The sequence below is a fragment of the Clostridium lundense DSM 17049 genome (assembly GCF_000619945.1).
GTDB lineage: Bacteria > Bacillota > Clostridia > Clostridiales > Clostridiaceae > Clostridium_AO > Clostridium_AO lundense.
In genome coordinates, this window is sequence record NZ_JHVC01000003.1 from 1 (window position 1) to 25,320 (window position 25,320).

Below are 25,320 nucleotides of genomic sequence, written 5' to 3' on the forward strand. Positions count from 1 at the left end.
ATATAATTTAAATACATCCTATGTTAAGGTTTAACCCTATCTGTTGTGCATATACATTCTTCCATAGTTATTTAAATACATCCTATGTTAAGGTTTAACCACTGTAAAATCAACATTCCTTAAAATTAACAATAGCATAAAACCATTGGGAACTCAAGGTTTGCTAGAAAATTTACCAGGTGACTTTATAAAATATAATTTTCAATAGAAAACCCTATGCAAACCACTGATATGATTAACCTTGATCCACTTTCATTTTGCAATTCACTTGGGAAAATTAATAATCTGCCATTTATCCGATGACTACACGCTCTAATACTCCCATCGCACTCTGTGAAAGCGATTCACACCAAATCAAAGATTTGGGTTCTCTGCTTTTCTTCAAAGTGCGAGTAAATAGCGGCTACGTCCCTGGATAACGATTTCCACTAAAGGATAACGACTTCTAAGGAGTAAAACTCCTTAGTAAAATTTTTATTCACTCTCAACTCTTAATTATCTACTTTCAAGCCAATTTAAAATATGATTTATAACAATATATTTTTCCTCTTTTTCATTTAATATTTCATGGTAGCAATCATCATATATAGCGTAGACTTTTTAATAGAGAATAATAAATTTATGTTATAATAAGTTTATTACGTCAATTTACAATTATAGTATATAAAAAGGAAGAGGTTAATATTTTTGAATAGTATAAAATGTGAACGTAGAACATATGATTATAAACTTAATACACATGCTCATTCATATGCTCAATTAATTTTACCCATTCATGGGATGCTTTATATAGAAACTAATTATAAAAAACTAACACTAAAAGATGAGCACTTATTCTTTCTTCCTCCAGATTGTGAACACACCTTTAGTGCTGATAAGAGTAATGAATTCTTGGTTTTAGATATATCTGATAATATGCTTAATAAATATGATATGGAAAATATGGTGGGTGGAAGAGAAGTTTTATTTGATGATAAGTGGAAAGCTATAAGATATTTATTGTTAAATGAAGCTGATAATAAAAAAAGTTCTAGTTCCATTAATGACTTATTCCTCTACTGTTATCATTTTATTGCGGATGGAAGTATGCCTGATTCTATAAAATATATTAATGAACATTTTACAGAAGATATAGATTTAAAGAAATTAGCAGCTATTGAGCATTACAATATCAGTTATTATAGTGAATGGTTTAAAAATAAAATGAAAATCTCCCCTGTTGAATATATACAAAATCTAAGAGTGAAAAAATCCAAAGAACTCCTTTTAAATACAAACTTAACAATTTTACAAATTTCTCAAATGGTGGGTTATGAACACAATTCATCATTTACTAGAGTATTTAAGTATTCAGAAAAAATATCACCTACAGAGTTTAGAAGAAAAATCAAAAGATAGGCTAAAAACTACCTAGATTTTAGAAAAGACTTATCTATCCAAAAAGCTATAATAGTATGTAGATAACATTTTAAAGGGCTATTTTAAAATAGTTCTTTATTTTTTTAATAGTCTAAGAGGTAAAATGGAAAGGAAGATGTCTTTATGGTTACTTTTGATGATTTTATGAAATTAGATATACGAGTTGGGGAAATTATTGAAGTGGAATTTTTTGAAAAAGCCAAAAAACCTGCTTATAAACTATTGGTGGATTTTGGTGAGGAAATTGGTATAAAGAAATCCAGTGCCCAGATTACTGAATGTTATAAAAAAGAAGAACTTATAGGTAAGCAAGTTTTAGGAGTGGTAAATTTTCCGCCAAGACAAATTGCCGATTTTATGTCGGAGGTATTAATATTAGGAATTTATGCTACACAAGGAGTAGTATTAATCCAACCACAACAGCCTGTTAAAATAGGTGATAAATTAGGTTAATGCATAAAAACTAAAGCACATGTATCTCCTCTAATTCACAGGATCAGACACATGTGCTCTTAATTATTTTTTAATTATTTCATTGACTGGATAATGCTATCAGCAAGGGAATCCATTGAATCCCCATCCTCTTCTTTCATACTGGAGTTCACTGACATTTCATCCTCTAAAATAGTCATTTCTTTCATCTCATCTAAAAGTTCACGCATCAATTTGCCGGATTGAGGAGCCCATGAACCATTTTCTATAAGAGCGAAAGTACGTTTTTGAAGATTTAATGCCTTCATGTCCATTATATAATTTAGCATTGGTGGATAAATCTTTAGGTTGTAGGTTACGGAAGCAAGAACCACATGACTATATTTAAATGCTTCAGAAATCAAATAAGAAACGTGAGTTTTTGAAACATCATACATAACCACATTAGTCATTCCCTTTTTAACTAATCTTGTTGCCAAGTCGTTAGCAGCAGCCTCTGTATTGCCGTACATTGTTCCATAAACAATCATTACACCCTTTTCTTCAGGCTCATAACGACTCCATTTGTCATACTTATCTAACAAGTACCCAAAATCATTACGCCATACTGGTCCATGTAGCGGGCAGATAATTTTTATATCTATAGTACTTGCCTTCTTTAAAAGAGCCTGAACATGAGGGCCATACTTACCTACAATGTTTGTATAATATCTTCTAGCCTCATCAATCCAATCTCTATCAAAGTTCACTTCATCATTAAATAGCTTACCATCCAAGGCACCAAAAGATCCAAAGGCATCAGCGGAGAATAACACACCATCAGTAGTATCATATGTCACCATAGCTTCTGGCCAATGTACCATTGGAGCAGACACAAATACAACGTTGTGCTTTCCAAAGGACATGGTATCCCCTTCTTTAACTTCTGTTACTTTGCCATGAATATGAAAACCGAACTGATTCATGAACATGGAAGCTTTTTCGGTGCATACAATCTTTACATCTGGGTAACGAAGAATAATCTCTTCAATGCAAGCTGCATGATCCGGTTCCATATGGTTTATTACCATATAATCTAATGTTCTGTCCCCTAAAACACCTTTAATATTTTCAAGGAACTGACGACAAATTGACCAATCTACTGTATCAAAAAGTACTGTTTTCTCATCTAAAAGTAGATAAGAGTTATAGGAAACACCTCTTTCAATAGGGTGAATATTTTCAAAGAGAGCTAGACGGCGATCATTGCCTCCAACCCAATAAAGATCCTCAGTTATATTTCTAACACAATTCATAATTCCATCCTCCTTTACACTAAAAACATATTATTATCTTTAATTACTTATAAAAATCATATTTCTATAAACATATCTTTTTCTTCGCCACAAGCTGGACAAGTCCACTCTTCCGGTAGATTTTCAAAAAGTGTACCTGGCATTATTTCGCCTTCTGGATCACCAACGCTAGGATCATATTCATAACCACATCCATTACATACATGATATCTCCAAGTTGGAGCAACTTTCTTTGGAACAGCCCTCTTCATCTTCTTCATTGGTGGAGCCTCCTTCTTTGATTCTCCGTTATCCAAAGCAGCAGTGAGTAGTGGCAATATCTCCATTAAATCACCAACAATACCATAGTCTGCATTTTTAAATATTTTAGCATTAGGATTTATATTAATAGCAACAATTGTAGAAGCATCTTTTATACCTTTCAAATGTTGACCTGCACCTGAAATACCACAAGCAATATAAAGATTTCCTTTAAACTTTTGTCCAGACATACCCACATAACGATTTAGTGGTACATATCTAAGGGTTTCAGCTACTGGACGAGAAGAACCTATAGCTGCACCAGCTTGAACTGCTAAGTCTTCTATAAGCTTCATATTTTCTTTTTCCCCTATACCTAGCCCTGCACTGACTACTCTTTCAGCTTTGCTAATAGGAGTGTCTAAAGGAATTCCTACTGTGAAATCATACCCATCTTCTTTAAGAGCTTTTACAAGAGCATTAACTCTTTCTTCAGCAGTTCCTTCCTTGAAAATCACTTTTTTACGATAGCCTGTAGCAGGTTCAGATTTAGAACTTCTACCAATAGCATTGTTCTTCGGCATTTTGCCTATGATGCTAGAAGATATAACTAGACGCTGAATTTCATTAGTTCCTTCATATATTGTACAAATCTTAGCATCTCTATAAGCACGCTCAACTTCCATACCTTTCATATAGCCGCTTCCACCAAATATTTGAAGAGCATCGTTGACAATCTCAAGACAAACATCTGAAGCATATTGTTTTGCCATAGCAGCTTCCATACTGTAGCGTTCATGATTTTCCTTAAGCTCTGCGGCACTATAAACAAGTAATCTTGCTGCTCTAAGTTTTGTAGCCATGTCAGCTAACTTAAATGCAACGATCTGTTGCTGGCAAATAGGTTTTCCAAACTGAATTCTTTCTTTTGAATACTCCAGTGCATGTTCATAAGCACCCTGAGCAATACCAAGAGCCTGAGCTGCTATACCAATACGGCCACCATCTAATGTAGCCATAGCAATCTTAAAGCCATCCCCCTCTTTACCTAATAAATTTTCCTTAGGGACTTTTACGTCATTGAAAATCAGCTCTCCAGTGGCGGAAGAACGAATGCCCATCTTGTCATAATGTTTGCCAAAACTAAAACCTTCCCAGCCCTTCTCCACAATAAATGCACTAATACCACGAGTACCTATATCTGGCGTAGTAACTGCAAAAATAATATAAACGTCAGCCTCACCTGCATTGGTAATAAAAATCTTTTCACCATTTAAAATATAATAGTCTCCTTCTAACACAGCAGTGGTTTCCGTACCACCAGCATCACTACCAGCATTTTCCTCAGTAAGTCCAAATGCTCCAAGCTTTTCTCCCTTTGCAAGTGGAACCAAGTATTTTTGCTTCTGCTCCTCTGTTCCATAGGCAGCAATTGGGTATGCCCCTAAAGATGTATGAGCAGAAAGAATTACGCCTGTACCACCATCAACTCTTGATAACTCTTCAACGGCGATAGCATAGCTGATTACATCCAGCCCTGCTCCACCGTATTCTTTTGCATATGGAATTCCCATCATACCCATGTCTGCTAACTTATGAACCGCTTCCCAAGGAAACTTATTTTCCTGATCCAACATAAATGCAATAGGTTTAACTTCCTCTTCAGCAAGCTCTCTTATTTTTTCCCTCAAGTTTTCATGTTGTTCTGTAGTCTTAAAAAACATAAATACACCTCCACTTAAAACTAATATATTTCAATTTACCAAACATATTTTAAAACTATACCAAAATAGTATATTATATTACTTGCCTTTATTGTATACCTAAAAGGTATAATTTTCAACCCCAATTTAATCTTTTTATAACAATAATTTACCAAGTGATTCTTAAATTCATAAACAGAGTTCAATCTTCCTAATGTTAGAACAGCTTTTATATATTTATGAGTATTTTATAAAAAGCTCTTTATATAGTATATTTCTAATATTTGGATAAATGTGTTATAATAACTATTATATAGTAACAATTATTATTATATAGGAACAATAATTATCAAATAGGAATAGTAATAATGTAAGAATTAAATTCCTAAGATAGGAAGATTGTTTCAAAACAAATAGTCTTTGTTAGATTATAAAATTTTGGAGGTGTATAGAGAAATGACAAAGATTAAGACAATACAAGAAGCAGTAGAAAATATTAAAGATGGAATGAAAATTATGACATCAGGTTTTTTAGGAGTAGGTGCTCCATTAAAGATGATAGATGCATTAGCAGAGACAAATGTTAAAGACCTTACACTTATTCAACCTGTATCAGCTCACCCAGGACAAACTCACGATATTGGCAAGCTTGTAGCAAATAAACAAATAAAAAAGTTTATAGGTTCACATATTGGAACTTGTCCTGAAATACAAGAACAATACAATGCAGGTACATTAGAAGTTGAATTTATACCTATGGGAACTGTAGTAGAATGTATAAGAGCTGGAGGGGCTGGACTTGGTGCAGTTATAACTCCAACTGGTATTGGAACTGAAATTGAAAAAGGAAGAGATAAACTTACTATAGATGGAAAGGAATATTTAGTATTTCCACCAATAAAGGCAGATGTTGCACTAATCAAGGGGTATAAAGCTGATAAACTTGGGAACATCGTATATAGAGGAACAACTAAAGGAACAAATACAATTATGGCACTTGCAGCTGATTTAGTTATAGCTGAAGTAGATGAAATTGTAGAAGTAGGTGAAATTTCACCTGATAGTGTTGGAACGCCAGGAATATTGGTAGATATAATAGTTCAAGGAGACTCTTTTGAAGAGAGAAAAAAATATTTTGAAGATTTATGGACAATGAAATAGGGGGAGAAATAATGAATAGTAAAGAAATAATTGCAAGAAGAATCGCCAAAGAGTTTAAAGAGGGAATGGTTGCTAATTTAGGATTTGGTATACCCAATATGGCTGCAAACTATTTACCAGAAGGAATGGAAATAATACTACAATGTGAAAATGGTGCATTAAAGTTTGGTGCAACTCCAAGCATAGGTGAAGCTGATCCTGACTTAGCTAACTCTGGTGGAGCTCCAATTACTTTATTGCCAGGAGCATCAACATTTGAAACAGATCTATCTTTTGCAATAATAAGGGGCGGACATGTTGATATAACTGTACTAGGCGCTTTAGAAGTGGATCAAGAAGGAGATATTGCAAACTGGAATATACCGGGTATTTTTGCACCAGGTATGGGCGGTGCAATGGACCTCTTAGCAGGAGCAAAATATGTAATAGCTGCTTTAAGTCATAGTGATAAAAAAGGTAATCCAAAGGTGCTAAAGAAATGCACATTACCTTTATCAGCTAAAAAGTGCGTTAATCTTATAATTACTGATAAAGCAGTTATGAAGGTTACAAATAAAGGATTAGTATTAATGGAAGTGGCACCAGGTGTAACTGTTGATGAAGTAGTAAAGGCCACTGAGGCTGATTTACTAATAGCTGATGATGTTAAGGAAATGGAAATATAAATTTAAAAGCTTCAGATGAATTATTTTTCACCTGAAGCTTTTGTTTTCAAAAATTCCTCTTCATTTAAAAACTTTATACCCTGTCCTTTTGCATTTAAATCCACTGCTTTTTTAAGCTTATTACTCATTTCTTCTCTATGTAAATCTTTTATATCTTTCATATTAGTCACTAAAATTGTTGTCTTTTTCGTAACGGAACTTCCCGTGGTTCCTCCAAATCTCTCAACTAATCTCATAGCTTCATCTCTTGACATAGAGCTTAACCTTCCGGTAAATACCACCACTTCATTTTTAAACTCATCCTCTTTTAATCTTTCAAATACACTTCTTTTTTTAGGAACATAAATTCTATTAGATGTTTTCATTATCCTTCCTTTAGTCTGTGATGGTTTATATCCATTATTATCTACAGTTCCAATAGTTACCCCTACTAATTTAGAAATTTCATTAATATCATCACACTTTAATTCTGCTCCTATATTAACCAATATGTTACTACAGGCAAGGGCATCATATAGTGCATCATGGTGCTTAAACTCATATCCCAAAAAATCATTTACTGTATTTAATTTTGCATTTTCAATTCCTTTATAAAAGTTCCTAGCAAGTTTCATTGTACAAATATACTTAAAATCAGGTAGCTCTATACCATAAAGTTCTGAGGTTCTCCTTAAAACTGATATATCAAAAGAAGCATTGTGAGCTATTACTAAATTTCCATGGAAATAATGCTTAATCTTCTCCCATACTTTATCAAACTCTTCTTCATTCTTAACCATAGCTGGTCTTATTCCATGAATTCCAATATTAATTGGCATAAATCTCATTTCCTTAGGTCTTATTAAATGATATATCCTTTCTACAACATGTCCATCCTTCACAACAGCAATACCAATTGAGCATGGACTATTTCTTTTTTCATTTGCAGTTTCAAAATCTATAGCTATAAAATTCATTTTATTCCTCCATAATAACATTAAAGGCAATGAGAAAAATGCTTCTTACCTTGCCAAATGAGCTTATTATTATATATTCTCTACAAACTGGATTTTTAACCCATTTGGATCTAATACATAGAAAAACTTAGTGTGTGGATTAGGCTGAAATGGTCCACTGTGAATGTCTATGCCCTTTTCTTTAACTAAAGCCATTGTTTCATCCAATGAATTCACTTCAAATCCTAGTGAAATATCTTTGCCAAAATTTACTTCATTAGAAGCTTCATTGCATATAAGCTCTATCTTTGTTTCTCCATCCCCTAAAAATACAATTTCTACCCCTGGCCCTGCTTTAAATCTTCTGTCCACTTTAAGCCCAACTATATCCATATAAAACTTTAAAGATTCCTCCATATTTTTAACCATTAATGTACTCCAGCAAAATTTCATTCTCTAATTCCTCCATGTTCTATAAATTCTTAAAAATTAATCCCATAACAACATTATACTCTATCATCAACAACACATTCTACACTACCTGTGTATATGTTATATTTTTACAGGGGTCAGTCCCCTATTGTTTTAATTGCTACTATATGTTCATTATGCAATGTGATATTATGAATGTTGTATATAAAAGAAGGATTGGCATTATAGGAATAGATTTAATTGTACTTCCTATATGTCTTATAGTGTTTGGTATTGATATAACATTAAAACTGTTTAGTGCAGGAAATTTTATATTAGCTACTCTTTTTTTGGTATCAGATAAATTTTATAATTGGCTAACTATAGAGCAAGATGAAAATAAAAGAAAGCATATTATTATTTCTTTATACCTTTCAAGTTTTGTGTTATTCTAAGGAAAACCAAACTGAAAGTATAAACCAGATTTCTCTGGTTTTTTATATATCTACTAACCTTTGATGCATTATCTCTACAAATTAGCCAGTTAATATAATAATCTAAACTGCCTTTAAAATTAATCCTTGCCTTTTCTTCAGTTATGTAGAGAGGATGGAAGTGTTACTGGTTTTACATTTTTAGCACTTATGCGGTTACCATTTTTAGTAATTCCTTTGTGTTTTATAATTGTCTTAAGCTTTCTATACATATGATAATAATATTTAGTAATAGTTTTATCCCTAATCGTAATTTTCTTTCCATCAAATGTAAAACCTAAATAATTAATTCTGTTTTGACCATTTGGAACTTTCTCCATTACTAGTTCATTACAGCTAGCTAATTCAGTTTTGAAATATTTGTATATTTGTGTTTTTTCTCCTTGTAATTTCAATCCTGGTATAGATTTTAATATATTATTTATGGCTTTAAATTGCTCAATAAAAAAATCATTTGTTACTTTAGGCAAAATAATAATAATATCATCACTATATCTCATATATAGTCCATTCCAAACATTAACAATATCCATTATTTTTTTATCATCTTCTAACATATAAACATTAGATAAAACTGCACTAATTGCAGAACCCTGTGGAATACCATAGAGGTTAGGATTTTTTTTAGGCTTACTTCAATCTTGCCTTTTTATTCTTTTAAATTCTTCAATTGTAAAAAGAACTTTCATTTAATGTTCTAATTGCTTTTACACTATCTTTTAAACTATAATATTCTAGTATATCTCTAAGTTCCAATTTTGAGTATTTTATAATATTTTTATATACTGCATAATAATCATCTGGAAGCCTCTTAACATGTAACAAATCACATAGTCTACTTTTAAGATAATTATGATCTAAATTATCAAAAAAATTCGTAAAATCTCCTACTATAATATAACAATTCTCTAGTTTTCTAATAAAATCTATAGCTTCCTTTGCAAAATGAATATTGTTCCTTTTTAAATTATTACGATATGCAATTGCAACTTTGTTAATTTTATCTTCAATAACTCGTTTATTATAGTATTCGTTTATCATATAACCATAGTATGAATATATATATCTATCAATATGAGCCGAATAACAAAGTTCTCTTTTTTTCGATTGTATTTTACCATGCCTGTATTTATTAAACTTCTGTGTATAATGAATAAATGGGTAAAAGCCATGTTTTTTTACATTATTAGGATTGCTTATATACTTAAAAATTTGTTTTAATGAAACTTTATTATCAAAATGAGCATACCCTTTAGCATATTTATTCTTTTCTTTCCATTCGTCAATTGTCATAAAATCTCCTCTAAAGCATAATACCTATCAGCGCGAGGGATAGCATCTCCTTACTGATAGGTATTACCCAACTTGGTATTCTATTTACTTACTAAAGTAAGTTATTCTGTTTTACATCTTCTTCATTGACCCAGCTATCCAATCTACGTTCAATATATATCTATGTTATAATAGATAATAAGGAAAGGAGTTTAACAGAATTAATCATCAGTTTAATATTCATAATCTATCTAATTAAACTAACTTCAACTGTGAAAGAATTAGTAAATAATTTCTTACAAGAGTTGACAACAATCCTTCTACCCTACAACTTTATACTTTTACTGTATGATATTTAAACCTTTTTCAATATTTAGATATCATACTTCTAAACATTAGGCATTAAAAATAAAAACCAAAACTCCCCTATACCTTCCCAGTTAAATTGATATTCATTTTTCAAAGTAATATCTATTGCTTTTCCACCAATTGGAGTAGTTTTATGTACATTACCTACTTTAGTACCTTGAGAAATATCGTAATTCCAACACTTACCATTCTTATTTAGTGGATGCACAAAATTTTTATGATCATTCATAACTAACATTATTCCAATATTAGCTTGTTTATTTTCACAATAACATTCTAGTAGCTGTATATCTTGGTATACATCCTTCATAAAAATATCTGTTGCTCCACGGTTTCCTCCAGATGATGCTTTAGTTCTATAACATTTTAATTCTAAAGCTATTTTATATATTTCATCACCTTTGCTAACGATAACCATAATATCTACTTCTCTATTACTAATGCCATCATTTACTGTAGTTTCTAGTTCAATTTCTATATTTTCATCATCTTCAAATATTATTAGTGGAGACATATGCTTTAAAATATATGAATATTGAAGTTGCATAGATGCTTCTTTATTTATTGAAATTAATCCATTACCAACTTTTTTACTAAAAATTTCCCATGCTACCTTTGTTAATGCTTCAGCACGTATGCTTATGTCTTTTGATATACATAAATCTTCATTTATTAACCTTTCATGGCAGTTAATTTTATAAGCGCTTTGTTTATTCTTTTCTTTTTCTACAATACTATATTTTAAATTTTTATCATCATTCTCATTTTTTATATTTTTACAATCGTAAAACTCAATTTTACAGTATACATTTTCATACCATTCAATAAGATTTATTAGTTTAACATTACTATTTTGAAAAATTAATTCATTAATTGGAAGTTCTCTTGGTTGCTCTTTATAGTTTGAAAACTCACCTATTTTTGTAATCCTTCTAAGTTTTCCTTTAGATCTCAAATAATTATATGTGTTATTAGGATGATCTCCATTACACCATTGACTGATTCTAGCATTATCTATATTCTTAGGGCATAATAATTTAGCAATTTCTTGTATATCTTTTTGACTTATCCAATAATCACTTTTTCCTTTAAAAACAAAATTTTCATATGTTTTTATTAATGTTGCTATCCAAACTGATGTAGGAACACTATTTGTAATATCTTTAGCAACTATCATTCTGTCCCCCCTCTCAAATCCTATCAATTACCTGGAATCCTTGATTTTCAGCTATCTGATAAAGTGGTGAAATACATTGCTTTAATCTCTCAATAAAAGCTTCTTTAGGCTTATACTTTAAATATTCTTTAAACCTCTCTATCTTTAGAGCATCAATATAGCTTTCTAGGGCTTTTTCCTTACCTTTTTCTGAAATATAAGTAACTGCTTCATACTGCATATCACAAAAGCTATCAATATATCTATTATAATTAAGCAACTTATCACTTTTAGAACTGTTTATATTCTTGAAAGTAGGAACAAGATTCCACATCTCATCATGAAGTACAAAGCTCCACGGAATAAAGTGATCAATACTAAGCACTCCATAATTAGAATAATTTACATCAGTAAAAGCTTTTCCTGTATATATGTCCTTAATATTTTTCACATCAATAATCTCCTTCCAAAGCCTTGTAGCTGTGGTTAGATTCCTCATTTTAGGTGCTTCAAGTTTAAAGGCTATAGCAGGTACATTTCTATTTCTTTTTTGAAGAAAACATACCAACTTATAATATATCCATGACTTTATCACCCTATAATTGTCATTAAGGTAATCAGCCCATCCCTTATTTAAAATAATTTTATTCTTATCTCCTTTTACAATTTTATAAAGGCAATTATCGCTATTTAAAGATAGCTCTGCAATTAACTTATCTTTACAACCATCTTTTTTCCCTCTAAGTTGCTCTGAAAAAAATGGTGATAGGAGTCTATACGGAACATTTGATGTTAAATTCTTAATCATCTTTTTCAACTCCTCATCTTCATTTTCACACAAAAATTTTAGAAGTTCTCCCTCATTACAATTTGAAGGGAATCCATACTTTGCAGCAACATAATGTATAGGAGTTTTTAAGTTATCAAACATTCCAAAACTTAATTTATATTGCATAGTAGGGTACCAAGCTCCAACTATCATTCTAGCTATTAGACTATTAAATTCTATTATAGTATTTCCTAAACTTACTTCTTCCAATATTCCAAGCAACCAATACATTTTATAGCTGGCTACAACTCTTTCATCATCAAGTAGTCTAGAAAAAGTTTTTGAATCAACCTTATTGCTAACAGGTAGTGTTCCTGTTTCTGTTTCTGTTTCTTTAAAAGATATATCACTGTTTAGAGTTTGAATTGTATTATTCATATTTTACTATTTGCACCTGCCAATCCTATGATGCTACCACTTTCTTCTTAAATCTTCTAGTTTCACATCTAGTTTATTTTCTTCTATATGCTTTAAATAGCTTGTAAATCCATTTTATAAAAAGTATACTTTTATTCTTAATAAAACTTTTTAAAATTTGTTGTAATTTATATGTTCTTGTAATATATTAAAATTCCTTCTTTTAATTACATTAAATCCTTCTTATATTTCACAAAACTGCACATATTTAATTCCGTTATTTAGCTCGCTTCAATAAAAATACCATATTTACAAATTTAGTTATATACTTTAAACTAAAAAGTTAAATTAAGATACTATAATAGAATAATTAATAGCCTTTTCTTTCTTAATTTCATATGCTTCTCTTCCCTATACTTTTAAATTTTGGAACAAAATAATATAGAAAATCCCGAATACAGAAAAATAATGTTCTAAAAATTGAATAGTACGGCATTTAAAAATAGAACTATTTATATTTTTAGGAAAACATTGGTTGATAAATATATTAAATATGTTATGATTGTTATATAAATAAAATAAATAAAATAAATATAAGGGGGACAATAGCATATGATTATTCAGGACGTTCCATTTGGCACAATTGATTGGAGTACAATCACACCAACAAGACATCCAGGTGTAACAGGAGAAGCCTATTGGCGTACTTTTGAAATGGGTAATATACGAGTTCGTATGGTAGAGTATACCCCTGGGTACTTAGCAGATCATTGGTGTAAACGTGGACACGTTCTTCTTGTTTTGGAAGGAGAATTAGTTACTGAACTTGAGGATGGCAGAAAATTTGTTCTAACACCAGGGACAAGCTATCAAGTATCGAATGACGTTAGTCCACACCGTTCACAAACAGAAAAAGGTGCTAAACTATTTATAGTGGACTAATTTTAAAATTAAAACAATCCAAAAAAGTGCTTAATCCTCACAAGATTAGCACTTTTTTTTAATTAAGTTTATTTAACTTAAATTCAATAGTCCTAGAACTAAAAAGAAAACATATTTTCTTTTCCACAAATATAATAACTTCTTATAAATAATTTTAATAGTTCCTGTCTTATATTTTTATCTTCGGTTTCTTGAAAATTTATATTATTAATCTTATCAATGTAATTTTTAGGATAATCAATATACTTATTAAAGTAAGATAATATATCTTTAGAATTATTAAACTCTATTATAAAATCATCTACCTTTTGATTTGTAACATTTAAAGGATCTAAACTATTTAACGCTTCAAATATAAATGATACTTCTTTATGATCAAAAATCATATTAGGCATAAGTGATTTTACATAATCTAAGTTATTAAGCTTAGAAATATTATTTTTAAACATTTGGGAGTTAACATCAATATATGATCTTGGCACTATTACTTCATACATAAAGTTTATTAATGCTCTTGTTGAAATTATTATTTTCTTCTTAATAATACATTGAACCAACAAATCTACTATTGATTCTTGTACTTTTTCATTGGCTAATAACTCATAGTTAGCTTTAATAGGGCAACAATTACAATTATTACATTCAGTACAATTCTTTTTATATGAATTATAGAAAATATTAAATTCAGATGAATCTATAATTTTTGTTATTAAAGATTTTATATAATTTGAGTGAACCTCACCATGCTTTAATGTTAATATATGATAATAGCTGAACTTTATAAATTGAAATGAACTACTTTCGTCAAAACTACTATTCTCACTACCAGTGTCTAGAATTTTTTTATCCTGAATATATTTCTTTAAAACAGAAAATTTTTCTCCATATTGAGAATCTATAAAGTTATTTAATGTTCCTAAATTAATAGCTAATATAAACTTTTCTTTACTTTTATTAATCTTTTCATCACTGAAATTATGTAAAACTTCATTTAAGGTATCCATTGATGTTTTATTTGGCTCTAAGCTTTCTGTAGCATCATTGTGGATAGTAAAATTTTTCATAATATTTGGATACTTATTATTAAAATAAGATATGATATGTGCTTTATCATCTCCAACAGTACCACAAACTAAAATTAATTGAGCTCTATTAGATTCATTTGCTTTAAGTATTAACTCTCCTAATTCTTTTTCATCTTGTCTTTCAATATGCATGTATCTTTTAAAGGGAGTAAATTCCTCTAACCCTTCAACAGATTCTTTTAATCTAGATAATTCTTCTATTAAACATTTTTTATCTAACTCTTTATTATCAAAGATATTTTCAATTATAAGATCTTCAAAAATATCTTTGGATTCTTCTCTTTCACTTATGCTGAATTTATCCATTGATTTTCCATTATTTTTATCAGCTAATTTTGCTTTTACTATTGAATTCTCCATTTTTTTCATTATTTTCATTATCATTTTCATATTACTATCTGAAGTTTTACTTTTTGATGGCATTGGACTTTTATATGAATCAGCCTTAAAATTATTATCAATATAAGTTTCAACAAACCAACATGTAATCTTATAAATATTTTTATGTATCTTTAGCGCTGCTTCCAAGTCAATTTCCACTTTTGAATGTGCTGCTATATTACCAATGACTCTAACTGATTGAAATAGTTTATATATTTCTTCATTTAGTACTCCTTCATCTTCTAATTTTTTTAATCTTTCAGCCTGTGTCATCATAATTAGTAATCCATATCCTTCTATCTTGGATACTTCCTGAGTTAATTTTTCAATAAAAGTTCTTCCTTTAACAATAGCACCATATGGAGACGTAAATAATGTTTTATCAATTTCTCTTATATAATTATTTAAATATCTGTAATTCTTATCTAAATAACTAAAAACATCACTTTCCAATTATAAATATCACTCCTCTTGCTTATTCTTGTATTTTTTTCTAATTTTACAATTAATGTTTTCTTCCTTCAAATTTACATTGCTACTATTATTTTACCATAACTAATTATTATTAAACTGCATATATACTACAAATTTCTCATTTATTAAAAATTTAAAAGGAATAGTTGTTAAATTTCTTGCTGCTTTAACCACTAATTATTAATAGCACTATATCATTTTCTGAAAACTAGTAGACAAAAAAAATCTAATGCTGTAATATTAAATAAGGGAATATTTTACAAGTAAAATCTTGTAAAATATTCCATAATGTTTACAAAAAAAACAATTTAATTGGGGGGGTTATCCATGAACGGCAACACAAGATTATCTATGAACAAAAACATAAGAAAACCTTATACTGTGCCTAAATTTATTTTCTTAAACCTTTTGGGAATCTTTATGTTCTTTATACCAATAACCATTGGTAAATCAAAATCCATACCAATTGACCACATAGTTACATTTATTCGTCAGATTCCCCACTTTGGTGTAATTTATGCAGGACTAATAATTATTCTTGGCGCAATATTGCCATTTATTAAAAAAACCTGGAATAAAGACGGTGTCACTACAGTTTTTTCAATTTTTAAAATTTTAGGAATACTTGTGTATTTCATAGCAGTGTTTAAACTAGGTCCTGCTAGAATACAAACTCCAGGAATGCTACCTTTTGTTTTTAATAAAGTGGTTATTCCTGTCACAATGCTTGTTCCTGTGGGAGCAGTATTTTTAGCCTTTTTGATAAATTATGGGCTTATGGAATTTGTTGGTGTTTTTATGCAGCCTATTATGCGTCCTGTATGGAAGACTCCTGGTCGTTCCGCTGTAGATGCAGTAGCGTCTTTCGTAGGCAGTTATTCTGTAGGATTACTTATTACCAATAGAGTATATAAGGAAGGCTATTATTCCACTAAGGAAGCATGTATTATAGCAACTGGATTTTCCACAGTTTCTGCAACTTTCATGGTTGTTGTAGCTAATACATTAGGATTAATGGGAAAATGGAACATATATTTTTGGGGTACTCTTATAATAACTTTTATTGTAACAGCACTAACTACTAGACTTTATCCTTTATCAAAAAAACCAGATAAGGGTTACAATAATATGAAAGTTGTACCTGAACCTAAAGTTGAAAAGGGACAAGTATTTTCTACTGCTTTAAATGAGGGTTTTAAAGCCTGTGAAATGGCTCCTAGCGTAATGGAAGGAGTTAAAAGAAACTTTACAGATGGTATAGGTCTTGCTCTTTCAATAGGTCCTACTCTTATGTCTATTGGATTTTTCGGTCTCGTACTAGCTGAATTTACCCCTGTATTTGATATTATTGGATATATCTTTCTTCCATTTACAAAACTTTTAGGATTTGGTGCTGAAGCTTCCTTGCTATCCAAGGGCTTAGCAATAAGCCTTGCGGAGATGTTTCTTCCAGCCAGCATAGTTTCTTCTGCTTCTGCAGCTGTTAAAGGAGTTGTAGCTATAGTTTGTGTTTCTGAAATACTTTTTTTCTCTGCTTCTATTCCTTGTGTTTTATCAACAGAGATTCCTCTTACTATTAAGGATCTTTTGATTGTATGGGCAGAGAGAATTATTTTATCATTGCTTTTAGCAACACCATTTGTTTACTTCTTCCTAATATAATAAATAATTTTTCATTTTAACAAAACAAAGGACAGTTATCAACTTTTCTTTAAAATACTTCTCAAAAGCTTAAAAGTTGCTAACTGTCCCTTATTAATACTTTAAATTTCTATTTATATATAAAGTAAACTCATTACTGAAAAGAAGTGAAGTACGCTTCCTGCTATAACAAATAGATGCCATATACCATGATTATAAGGCATTTCATCCTTAGAGAAAAAGTAAGTTCCTGCTGTATACATTACTCCTCCTATTAATAAACACATAAACCCTTTAAAGGTCATAGTGAGATATAATGGCTTTATAGCTATAATTATGAGCCAACCCATTATTATATATAGCATTGTGGAGATAAATTCTTTTTTCCCAGTATAAAATGCTTTTAAAACCACTCCTAATATTGTACATCCCCATACTATTCCAAATATTATCCATCCTAGTTTTCCTCTAAGTACAGTTAAACAATAAGGAGTATATGTTCCTGAGATTAATATAAATATAGACATATGATCAAATTTTCTAAACAGCTTTTTTACATTTTCACCCCTAAGACTATGGTATAGTGTGGATTCTAAATAAAGTATTACTAAAGTAGCTCCATATATAGAAAAGCTCACTACATGCCATACTGTTCCTTTTAATGCTGCAAATACTATTAAAATAACTAATGCAGCTATGGATAGCCCAGCACCAATTCCATGGGTTATTGCATTTACTGTTTCTTCTTTTTTGGTATAAAAATTATTTTCCATATAGTCACCATTCTTTCATATTTATTTCCTTTTTATATTTATATTCCTTTAACCCATCCCTTTGTTACATCTTTTAATTAACTAAGTTTAAACTTTATTATAATCCATAATCTTATTATAATATTATAAAGAGTTAAAACCACTTTTTCCTTCTAAAATAATCAATCATAGCCAGTATACAAGCAACGGTTATCATCCAAAAAATTAAGTATCCATATTTAAATTTAAGTTCAGGTATATACTCAAAATTCATTCCATATATCCCTGTTAAAAATGAAAGAGGAATGAATATAGTTGAAAATATAGTAAGCACTTTCATTACTTCATTTGTTTTGTTACTAATGCTAGATAAATATGTGTCTAACATTCCAGATAAAATATCTCTATATGTTTCTATTATATCCACAATTTGAATAGTATGATCATATACATCTCTTAAATACATTACAGTTTTTTCTTCTATAAGCTCATATTCAGATTTCACAAGTTTTCCAAGGAGTTCTCTAAGAGGCCATACAGAATTTCTTAAAAATATCAATTCCCTTTTTAATTTATAAATATCATTAAGTATTTCTTTGCTAGGATCACTCATAAGCACATCTTCAATTTCATCTATTGAATTACCTATGTTTTCTATAATATTAAAATAACTATCAACTATACAGTCTATCAAAGAATAAGCAAGGTAATCTGTTCCCTTGGCCCTTATATTAGATTTATTATATTCAAGTCTTCTTCTAAGGTCGTCAAAAACATCTCCTTCAAATTCCTGAAAGGATAAAATATAGTTTTTAAGGATTATAAGACTTACTTGTTCTGATTTAACTTCTTTTATATCTTTGTCATAATAAAGCATTTTAATAACAATATATATATAATTATTATCTATATCTATTTTAGGGCGTTGTGTCGTATTTAAAATATCTTCTAATATAAGAGGATGAACCTTAAACCTCTTTCCTATATCACTAATTACGTCTACCTGATTCAATCCGTCAATATTTATCCAGTTTATAGTATCACTATTGCATGAAGAAAGACATTTTTCTATGTCATCATATATAGCCTTATTAAAATTTTCTTCATTATAACTTATAAGCTCAATTTTCACATCATTATCTACATGCTCACCTACATGTATTAGGCTGCCTGGAGCAGCACCTATTTTACTTTTTCGGCTTTTAATTCGTTTTGGCATAACTTCTCCTTTTTATTTTTCAAAAGTATTTACAACTTCTTTTAGCACTTTTCTTATTTGAAGGTGCTGAGGACATGCCTTTTCACATTTTCCACATTCTTTACAGTTTGAAGCTTTTTCATTAGCTTTTAGTGAAACATTATACTTATTTTTTGATGCTTTAATGTCTCCATATATTGAAGCATCATTTAGTAGTTCAAAATTTGATGGTATATCAACTCCAAATGGGCAAGGCATACAATATTTACAACCCGTACAGTTAATTTTTATTCTGGATTTATATATTTGTTTAACTTCATCTATTAATGCAATTTCTTTTTCTGTTAATGAATTTGGATATGATACTTCAGCAGCTTTTATATTTTCATCTATGTGAGAAATTTCATTCATTCCACTTAAGACTACACTAACTTCTGGATGATTCCATAAGAATCTAAATCCCCACTCGGCAGGACTTCTCTTAACTTCAGCTTTATCCCATATCTTTTTAACATCCTCTGGAATGTTCCTTGCAAGACTCCCTCCTCTTAATGGTTCCATTATTACAACTCCAAGGTCTTTTGCTGCTGCATATTTTAATCCTTCTTTACCTGCTTGATAATTTTCATCCATAAAATTATATTGGATTTGACAAAAACTCCATGAATAAGAATCTACAATTTCTTTAAATAAACTCAAATCATCATGAAAAGAAAAGCCTGCATATTTTATTCTTCCATCAGCTAAGGCCTTATCTAAAAAATCAAATACATTATATTTTTTAAATTTTTCCCAATATCCTTTATTTAAAGCATGTAAAAGATAAAAATCTATATGATCTGTCTGTAATTTTTCAAGCTGCTCATTTAAATATTTATCCATATCTTCTCTACTCTTTATTAACCAAGTAGGAAGTTTTGTTGCTAATTTCACCTTTTCTCTATACCCATCTTTAAGTGCTTTTCCAACTAAGGGTTCACTCATTCCACCATGGTATATGTATGCAGTATCAATGTAGTTAACTCCATTATCAATACTATACCTTAATTGCTTTATGGCTTCTTCTTCATTTATTTTACTAATATCGTTATCTATTACGTGAAATCTCATACACCCAAATCCTAATATAGATACTTCCTCATTGGTTTTACCAAACTTTCTATATAACATGATACCACCCCTTAATATATATAATGTATACCCCTATATACTAATTCTCCTTACTTAAATTATAAACATATTTTAAAGCTTTCTTCCATCCCATTTTTTTAAAGCTACTCTCATAGACCTAGCCATTTCTTTGCTAAATTCTGCCCCTGTTTTTCTAGCATAAAACATTTGGGCAAAATTTTCTGCATTGAATTTGTTGTTTGGTACATAGTTTTTTTCCTTTTCCTCAAACATCTCATCTAATTCATCTTTAGTAAGTTTTCTATACTTTTCTTCAAACACTATAAATTTTTTATCAAATCTCTTTCCATAAGTCTTTTTATAGTCTTCTTCATAGTATCCAAAACATAACATGCATACAGGAAATACCCAATCCTCCAAATTAAGAAGTTTTTTATGAAATTCATAGTTTTCAATTATATCCCCTATATAGCAAGAACCTATCCCCAATGACTCAGCTGCAATAACAGCATTTTGAGCAGCTATAAGTGCATCTTCACAGGCCAGCATAAGATCTGATTCCTGTGGTGCTTCAAAGGTAATATTCTCTTTTTTAGCATAATCCTTAACCCCTCTATGAGCATAATAATCAAACCACTTTTGTTGATCTGCAGCAAAAATAAGAATTAAGGGTGCTTTTGCAATAAAAGGTTGATTGTCACAGGATTTGCTTAAAATTTCTTTTGTTTCACTGTCCTTAATCATGATAATAGAATATAAGCATTGATTTCCCGCTGTAGGAGCCTTTATCGCAGAATCAATTATTAAATCCAAATGTTCCTTTGATATTTCCCTATCTGCATATTTTCTAAGAGATACCCTTTTATTTATTATATCAATAACTGGATTCATATTTATCTTTAATGAGAGTATGTCTTGTAAGTACCAAACTCTCACTAAAACTCACTTCCTTTCTATAAAATATTATAAATTTCGTTAAGTATCTAATATGTTTAATCTCTACAATATACTTAATATTGCGCTCTTTACCTCTTTATTTATTTTGTTCGAATTCCACAATATCAATTTATCCATTGAATATAACTTATTTAAATATGATATTATATCATAACCAAGTACATAACCAATTCGTTTTGGAATTTCATTGCCATATCCACTATAGTTAGTAAAATATTTTCTAGAATAAAAATAATCTGTACTTTCAATGTTATTAATAATCTCTGTTTTAACATTCGGTAAATATTTCTCACAATCAGTTAACCATTGGTTGCTCTCTGAATTAAAACATAAATATTCAGCTTTAGAGAAACCTGGACATATTATACCTGAAGCAAAACAGGCTAAACCTTCAATAAATATATATTCAGCTAGTGTTAATTCATCATCTCCTTTGTTTAACTGAGAAAATTGGAATAAATGTGTTATTTCGTGAGCTAATACAATATATAAATACATTTGTTCTGGCAGCATCTCTAGAAAATAAAAGGCTGTTTTTCCATTGAATGGGGTAACAAATGCATTGGAGTGAAATTGTCCAACTATTGTTATGAAATTTAATTTTAAATCATTTATCATAAATACTTCACTACACCTTTTGCAAATTTTATCTATATCTTGTTTGATAACTTTATTTATAACTTTTATATTGTCATAACAGCTAGAATATCTTTGAAAACATTTTTGTAAATTTCTATCAATACTATAATTCTTATCACCTAATTTAAATATATAATCCAAATGATTAAATATATCTTCGTTTGGTATCTCGTACAATTGTTTCCACATTAATTTTTGCTCTTGAAAATTTAACATATGTGCCTTTTCCCAAAAACTACAAAAATCATTGGAAGCATCCCTTATATTTATATTAATTTTACATCCCCCCTTAAATATTCAAACTATGCCTAAATTTTTTTAGTACAACAATAGATATCTTAACTTTAGTAATTGAATTGTATTATTGTATTAAGAATCCCGTATTCTTCATATTTAGAATACAGACTTTAATTGCTTTGCAATATCTTATAATTGCCACTTTACTCTACACTTTTTAACTTATCTAATTGTTCTCTTGTCTTTTATTCTCCATATATTAATACTATCCTTTATTTTGAGATTATGATATAACGTTAAAATTGAGACAAAAGAAAAAAAGTGCTCCATCCTCACAAGATTAGCACTTATTTCTTAATTAAATTTATTTAACTAAAATCCAATAGCCCTAAAACTAAAAAACGTTCATAGGACTCAGCTTAGTGTTACCAGCACTAAGCTTTTCTATTTATATTATATCAAACTTTTTATAAACAGAATTCTTGACTTCAGAAGAAGTTTTTACTACCTCTGAATCTTAGAAATCGTTATCCAGGGACGTACTCGCTCTTTATTCCCACTTTGAAGAAGATGGGAGTATTAGAGCGAGTAGTCATCGGATAAAAATAAACATATAATTTGTTTCATTAAAAAAATGTTCCTGAACCTAATTATCTTAGGTTCAGATTAATTCCGATTTTTAACAAATCTTTTTAGTTGTATTCACAATAACACTTTACTCTTACAGTTGTACCTTTTCCAATCTCGCTATCTATATGTATCTCTCCATTATGGATTTTAACAATTTCACTACATAGTGCAAGTCCAATTCCTGCGCCATTATTTGCTCTTTCTCTAGATTTATCAACCATATAAAAAGGCTCAAATACTTTTTGTATATCCTCACTTGGTATGCCCATGCCATTATCCTTGATTTCAAATATCAAACTTGCCTGTTCATATTTATATATATTAAAAGCTATTTCATCGCCATCTTTTGATGCCTTAAGTGCATTATCAATTAAATTTGTAACAAGAATTGTCATAAGATCTATATCCATTAAAAAATTAAGGTTTTTCACTGAATCTGCTGAAATTTTTAATTTAATATTTTTTGACTTTAATTTTGGAGTCATTGCCCTTTCAATTTCTAATAAAAGTTTTTGAATACTTTCACTCTTCATCTTAAATTTTTCATTTCTCAACATAATTAATTTCATTAGCTTGGACGACAGTTTTTCTAATCTTTTTCCCTCATCGCATATATATGTCAGTGAATTTAAAAATGTCTCTTCATCATATTGGCCAGTCCTTAAAAAATCAGCATACCCTATTATAGATGTTAAGGGAGTTCTTAATTCATGAGTTAAATCGTCAATAAATCTCTGCTTATCATCTGAATTTTTTTTAAGCTCCTCTATTTTATCTTCAATGACATCAGCCATACTATTAAAATTTCTTGATAATACCCCTATTTCGTCACTTGTAATTACAGTCACTCTTTCACCGAAATTCCCCTCTGCTATTTTTTCAGTTGATTTTATCAATTTATTTATTGGTTTTACTATAAATTTACTTAATATTATCATCACTATAGCTAAAATTATTGCTACAAATATATTTAACTTAAAAAGAACATTTAATAAATATTTTCTGTTTTCATAAATCTTTGATACATCTTTAATATATGAAAATTTATAGTAATTATCTTCTAAATTAATTTGTGTTGTTATAAACAAATAAGTTTCCTTATTTACATCACGTATTATATATTTTAATTCCCCTGATGATAGGTTTAATTCAGGTCTTGTTTCAGGTAAATTTGTATTGAAATTATTAAAAACATTTTTATTTTCTTCATCAAGTATCTGTAAATATATTTTTTCATCTCTAAAATTATTTAAATACGAATTAATCATTGAATTTATTGTTTCTTTAGTAAATTTATCATTATAACCACTTGAGATCCTCTTAATCTTTAAAAAAGCTAAATTTGATTGTATTGAAGAACAAAATCTACTTTGTTCGCTTATGCTAGAATTTATTTCCATCTGGAGATTGGATTTAAAACTACTGCTTATTAAATATATAGATGATGGAACAAAAAATATTTCAAATATAATCAATGTACATATAAAAATCTTTTCCCAAAATTTCATCTATTCCTCCAGTCTATATCCTAATTTGAATATAGTTTTTATCCTATCTCTCCAGTCTAATTTTTTTCTTAACTTTTGTATATAATTATCAATTGTTCTGGATTCGCCAATGTAGTCATATCCCCAAACTTCTTGTACCAGCCTTTCTCTTGATAATACAATATTTTTATTTTTTATCAAAAATACTGCTAATTCAAATTCCGTAACGGTCAAGTCGATAGTTTTACCTGCCTTTTTAATAATCATTTCTTCTATGTGCACTTCTATATCATGAAATACTATTATATTTGATTTTTTATTATAATGCCTAAGTACATTATCAATTCTTGCTAACAGCTCAATCCCTTCAAATGATAGGAATAGGTAAGACTTTGAAGTTATCTCTGCCTTTTCCCCTCCTCTACACAGTGCTTGCGACTTTCACCGCACACTGCGTTCCATCAATTAAATCTCACTCTATATAATCATATATATTTCTTATTTAACTGACTTGTGGCCATCCCTCCACTAGCTTTCACTAGTTTCAACAGTACTATGCCACTACTTTCACTGGTACAAAAGCAAGTTATAATAGTTGTCTTTCCTTGCTACCACATCACAGGAAATAAGTCCTCAGTGCTACCAGCTTACCACGTTCCAATAACTTTATCCTTACATATACCCTTAGGTAGTTCCTCTAGTCCTGTCTGCACCATACTGCCTTTAACAGTATAAGGATTTTCATACAAAACAATCTTACTTGTCCTCACAGACACTACAACTTAAATAGTTGAAGCATTTCTACTTCATCATCATTTAGAACCGTACATTCGGAACTTTGTCAGTCTCTCTTAATTTTTTAGACATTCTTACCATAGGTATTTTATGGACTCCCGACCTATCATACACTCGACCACCTCTGGTTCGCTTTTCCTTGATCCTCTAACAAGGTCATTAGGGTGTACTCTCAGCCGACTTCACCGAGCTTATAACAAATTCACTCTTATTAATAAAGATGCTATTCGGAG

At 29.7% G+C, this 25,320-nt stretch carries 23 protein-coding genes and 1 pseudogene; 7 read left to right on the forward strand and 17 right to left on the reverse strand.

Annotated features, from left to right (window positions below; translation table 11 throughout):
* The first annotated feature begins 687 nt into the window (after positions 1-687).
* Positions 688-1,414: pseudogene (locus T514_RS0106040) on the forward strand (AraC family transcriptional regulator).
* A gap of 128 nt (positions 1,415-1,542) precedes the next feature.
* On the forward strand, positions 1,543-1,872 hold the full coding sequence (locus T514_RS0106045) for a tRNA-binding protein (RefSeq protein WP_027623961.1): 330 nt from the start codon (positions 1,543-1,545) through the stop codon (positions 1,870-1,872).
* 74 nt (positions 1,873-1,946) lie between these two features.
* On the opposite strand, the gene T514_RS0106050 is transcribed toward T514_RS0106045, so the two are convergent.
* Positions 1,947-3,146, reverse strand: coding sequence for an FprA family A-type flavoprotein (locus T514_RS0106050; RefSeq protein ID WP_027623962.1), 1,200 nt, complete (start codon positions 3,144-3,146; stop codon positions 1,947-1,949).
* Positions 3,147-3,202: 56 nt separating this feature from the next.
* Entirely contained in the window at positions 3,203-5,110 is a 1,908-nt protein-coding gene (locus tag T514_RS26055) for an acyl-CoA dehydrogenase family protein (protein ID WP_084284375.1), read from the reverse strand.
* 435 nt (positions 5,111-5,545) lie between these two features.
* Here T514_RS26055 and T514_RS0106060 point away from each other — a divergent pair, with 435 nt between their 5' ends.
* Positions 5,546-6,250, forward strand: coding sequence for a CoA transferase subunit A (locus tag T514_RS0106060; protein WP_027623963.1), 705 nt, complete (start codon positions 5,546-5,548; stop codon positions 6,248-6,250).
* Positions 6,251-6,261: 11 nt separating this feature from the next.
* A complete protein-coding gene (locus tag T514_RS0106065) occupies positions 6,262-6,915 on the forward strand; it encodes a 3-oxoacid CoA-transferase subunit B (protein ID WP_027623964.1) in 654 nt (217 codons plus the stop codon).
* Positions 6,916-6,935: 20 nt separating this feature from the next.
* On the opposite strand, the gene T514_RS0106070 is transcribed toward T514_RS0106065, so the two are convergent.
* Positions 6,936-7,871: an exonuclease domain-containing protein gene (locus tag T514_RS0106070; RefSeq protein ID WP_027623965.1), complete on the reverse strand. Its 936-nt coding sequence runs from the start codon at positions 7,869-7,871 to the stop codon at positions 6,936-6,938.
* A gap of 69 nt (positions 7,872-7,940) precedes the next feature.
* Positions 7,941-8,303, reverse strand: coding sequence for a VOC family protein (locus T514_RS0106075; RefSeq protein WP_027623966.1), 363 nt, complete (start codon positions 8,301-8,303; stop codon positions 7,941-7,943).
* Positions 8,304-8,449: 146 nt separating this feature from the next.
* Between T514_RS0106075 and T514_RS0106080 the strand changes: the two genes are divergently transcribed.
* Positions 8,450-8,716: a hypothetical protein gene (locus T514_RS0106080; RefSeq protein ID WP_027623967.1), complete on the forward strand. Its 267-nt coding sequence runs from the start codon at positions 8,450-8,452 to the stop codon at positions 8,714-8,716.
* A gap of 137 nt (positions 8,717-8,853) precedes the next feature.
* Here the strand turns inward: T514_RS0106080 and T514_RS25585 are convergent, their stop codons facing one another.
* The 4 genes from T514_RS25585 to T514_RS0106095 all read right to left on the reverse strand — a co-directional run bounded on the left by T514_RS25585 (position 8,854) and on the right by T514_RS0106095 (position 12,759).
* Positions 8,854-9,357, reverse strand: a complete 504-nt coding sequence (locus T514_RS25585; protein WP_084284378.1) for a reverse transcriptase domain-containing protein — start codon at positions 9,355-9,357, stop codon at positions 8,854-8,856.
* Between the two features lie 64 nt (positions 9,358-9,421).
* Complete coding sequence (locus T514_RS25590) at positions 9,422-10,048, reverse strand: RNA-dependent RNA polymerase family protein (protein WP_051541844.1); 627 nt, start codon at positions 10,046-10,048, stop codon at positions 9,422-9,424.
* Positions 10,049-10,415: 367 nt separating this feature from the next.
* Complete coding sequence (locus T514_RS0106090; protein ID WP_027623968.1) at positions 10,416-11,573, reverse strand: hypothetical protein; 1,158 nt, start codon at positions 11,571-11,573, stop codon at positions 10,416-10,418.
* Between the two features lie 13 nt (positions 11,574-11,586).
* Positions 11,587-12,759, reverse strand: a complete 1,173-nt coding sequence (locus T514_RS0106095; RefSeq protein ID WP_027623969.1) for an HNH endonuclease domain-containing protein — start codon at positions 12,757-12,759, stop codon at positions 11,587-11,589.
* 591 nt (positions 12,760-13,350) lie between these two features.
* Between T514_RS0106095 and T514_RS0106100 the strand changes: the two genes are divergently transcribed.
* Positions 13,351-13,680, forward strand: a complete 330-nt coding sequence (locus T514_RS0106100) for a DHCW motif cupin fold protein (protein WP_027623970.1) — start codon at positions 13,351-13,353, stop codon at positions 13,678-13,680.
* A gap of 98 nt (positions 13,681-13,778) precedes the next feature.
* Here T514_RS0106100 and dptF read toward each other — a convergent pair whose 3' ends face one another.
* Positions 13,779-15,599: a DNA phosphorothioation-dependent restriction protein DptF gene (gene dptF / locus T514_RS23975; RefSeq protein ID WP_051541845.1), complete on the reverse strand. Its 1,821-nt coding sequence runs from the start codon at positions 15,597-15,599 to the stop codon at positions 13,779-13,781.
* Positions 15,600-15,947: 348 nt separating this feature from the next.
* On the opposite strand from dptF, the gene T514_RS0106110 reads away from it, so the two are divergent.
* Positions 15,948-17,282 carry a YjiH family protein gene (locus tag T514_RS0106110; protein ID WP_034868334.1) on the forward strand — a complete coding sequence of 445 codons (1,335 nt, stop codon included), beginning with the start codon at positions 15,948-15,950 and terminating at the stop codon, positions 17,280-17,282.
* 113 nt (positions 17,283-17,395) lie between these two features.
* On the opposite strand, the gene trhA is transcribed toward T514_RS0106110, so the two are convergent.
* The 8 genes from trhA to T514_RS27505 all read right to left on the reverse strand — a co-directional run bounded on the left by trhA (position 17,396) and on the right by T514_RS27505 (position 25,062).
* On the reverse strand, positions 17,396-18,034 hold the full coding sequence (trhA, locus tag T514_RS0106115; RefSeq protein WP_027623972.1) for a PAQR family membrane homeostasis protein TrhA: 639 nt from the start codon (positions 18,032-18,034) through the stop codon (positions 17,396-17,398).
* 133 nt (positions 18,035-18,167) lie between these two features.
* Positions 18,168-19,232 (reverse strand): magnesium/cobalt transporter CorA, encoded by a 1,065-nt coding sequence (gene corA / locus T514_RS0106120; RefSeq protein WP_027623973.1) that lies wholly within the window; start codon positions 19,230-19,232, stop codon positions 18,168-18,170.
* 12 nt (positions 19,233-19,244) lie between these two features.
* A complete protein-coding gene (locus T514_RS0106125; protein WP_027623974.1) occupies positions 19,245-20,381 on the reverse strand; it encodes an aldo/keto reductase in 1,137 nt (378 codons plus the stop codon).
* A 72-nt stretch (positions 20,382-20,453) separates the two neighbouring features.
* Entirely contained in the window at positions 20,454-21,278 is an 825-nt protein-coding gene (locus T514_RS0106130) for a nitroreductase family protein (RefSeq protein ID WP_242850562.1), read from the reverse strand.
* 63 nt (positions 21,279-21,341) lie between these two features.
* Positions 21,342-22,127 (reverse strand): DUF2268 domain-containing putative Zn-dependent protease, encoded by a 786-nt coding sequence (locus tag T514_RS0106135; protein ID WP_169735806.1) that lies wholly within the window; start codon positions 22,125-22,127, stop codon positions 21,342-21,344.
* A gap of 740 nt (positions 22,128-22,867) precedes the next feature.
* Positions 22,868-24,313, reverse strand: a complete 1,446-nt coding sequence (locus T514_RS0106140; RefSeq protein WP_027623977.1) for a sensor histidine kinase — start codon at positions 24,311-24,313, stop codon at positions 22,868-22,870.
* Positions 24,314-24,559: a winged helix-turn-helix domain-containing protein gene (locus T514_RS27260; protein WP_242850563.1), complete on the reverse strand. Its 246-nt coding sequence runs from the start codon at positions 24,557-24,559 to the stop codon at positions 24,314-24,316. It lies immediately after the preceding gene.
* Positions 24,560-24,939: 380 nt separating this feature from the next.
* Positions 24,940-25,062 carry a hypothetical protein gene (locus T514_RS27505; protein ID WP_278246514.1) on the reverse strand — a complete coding sequence of 41 codons (123 nt, stop codon included), beginning with the start codon at positions 25,060-25,062 and terminating at the stop codon, positions 24,940-24,942.
* Positions 25,063-25,320 lie beyond the last annotated feature (258 nt).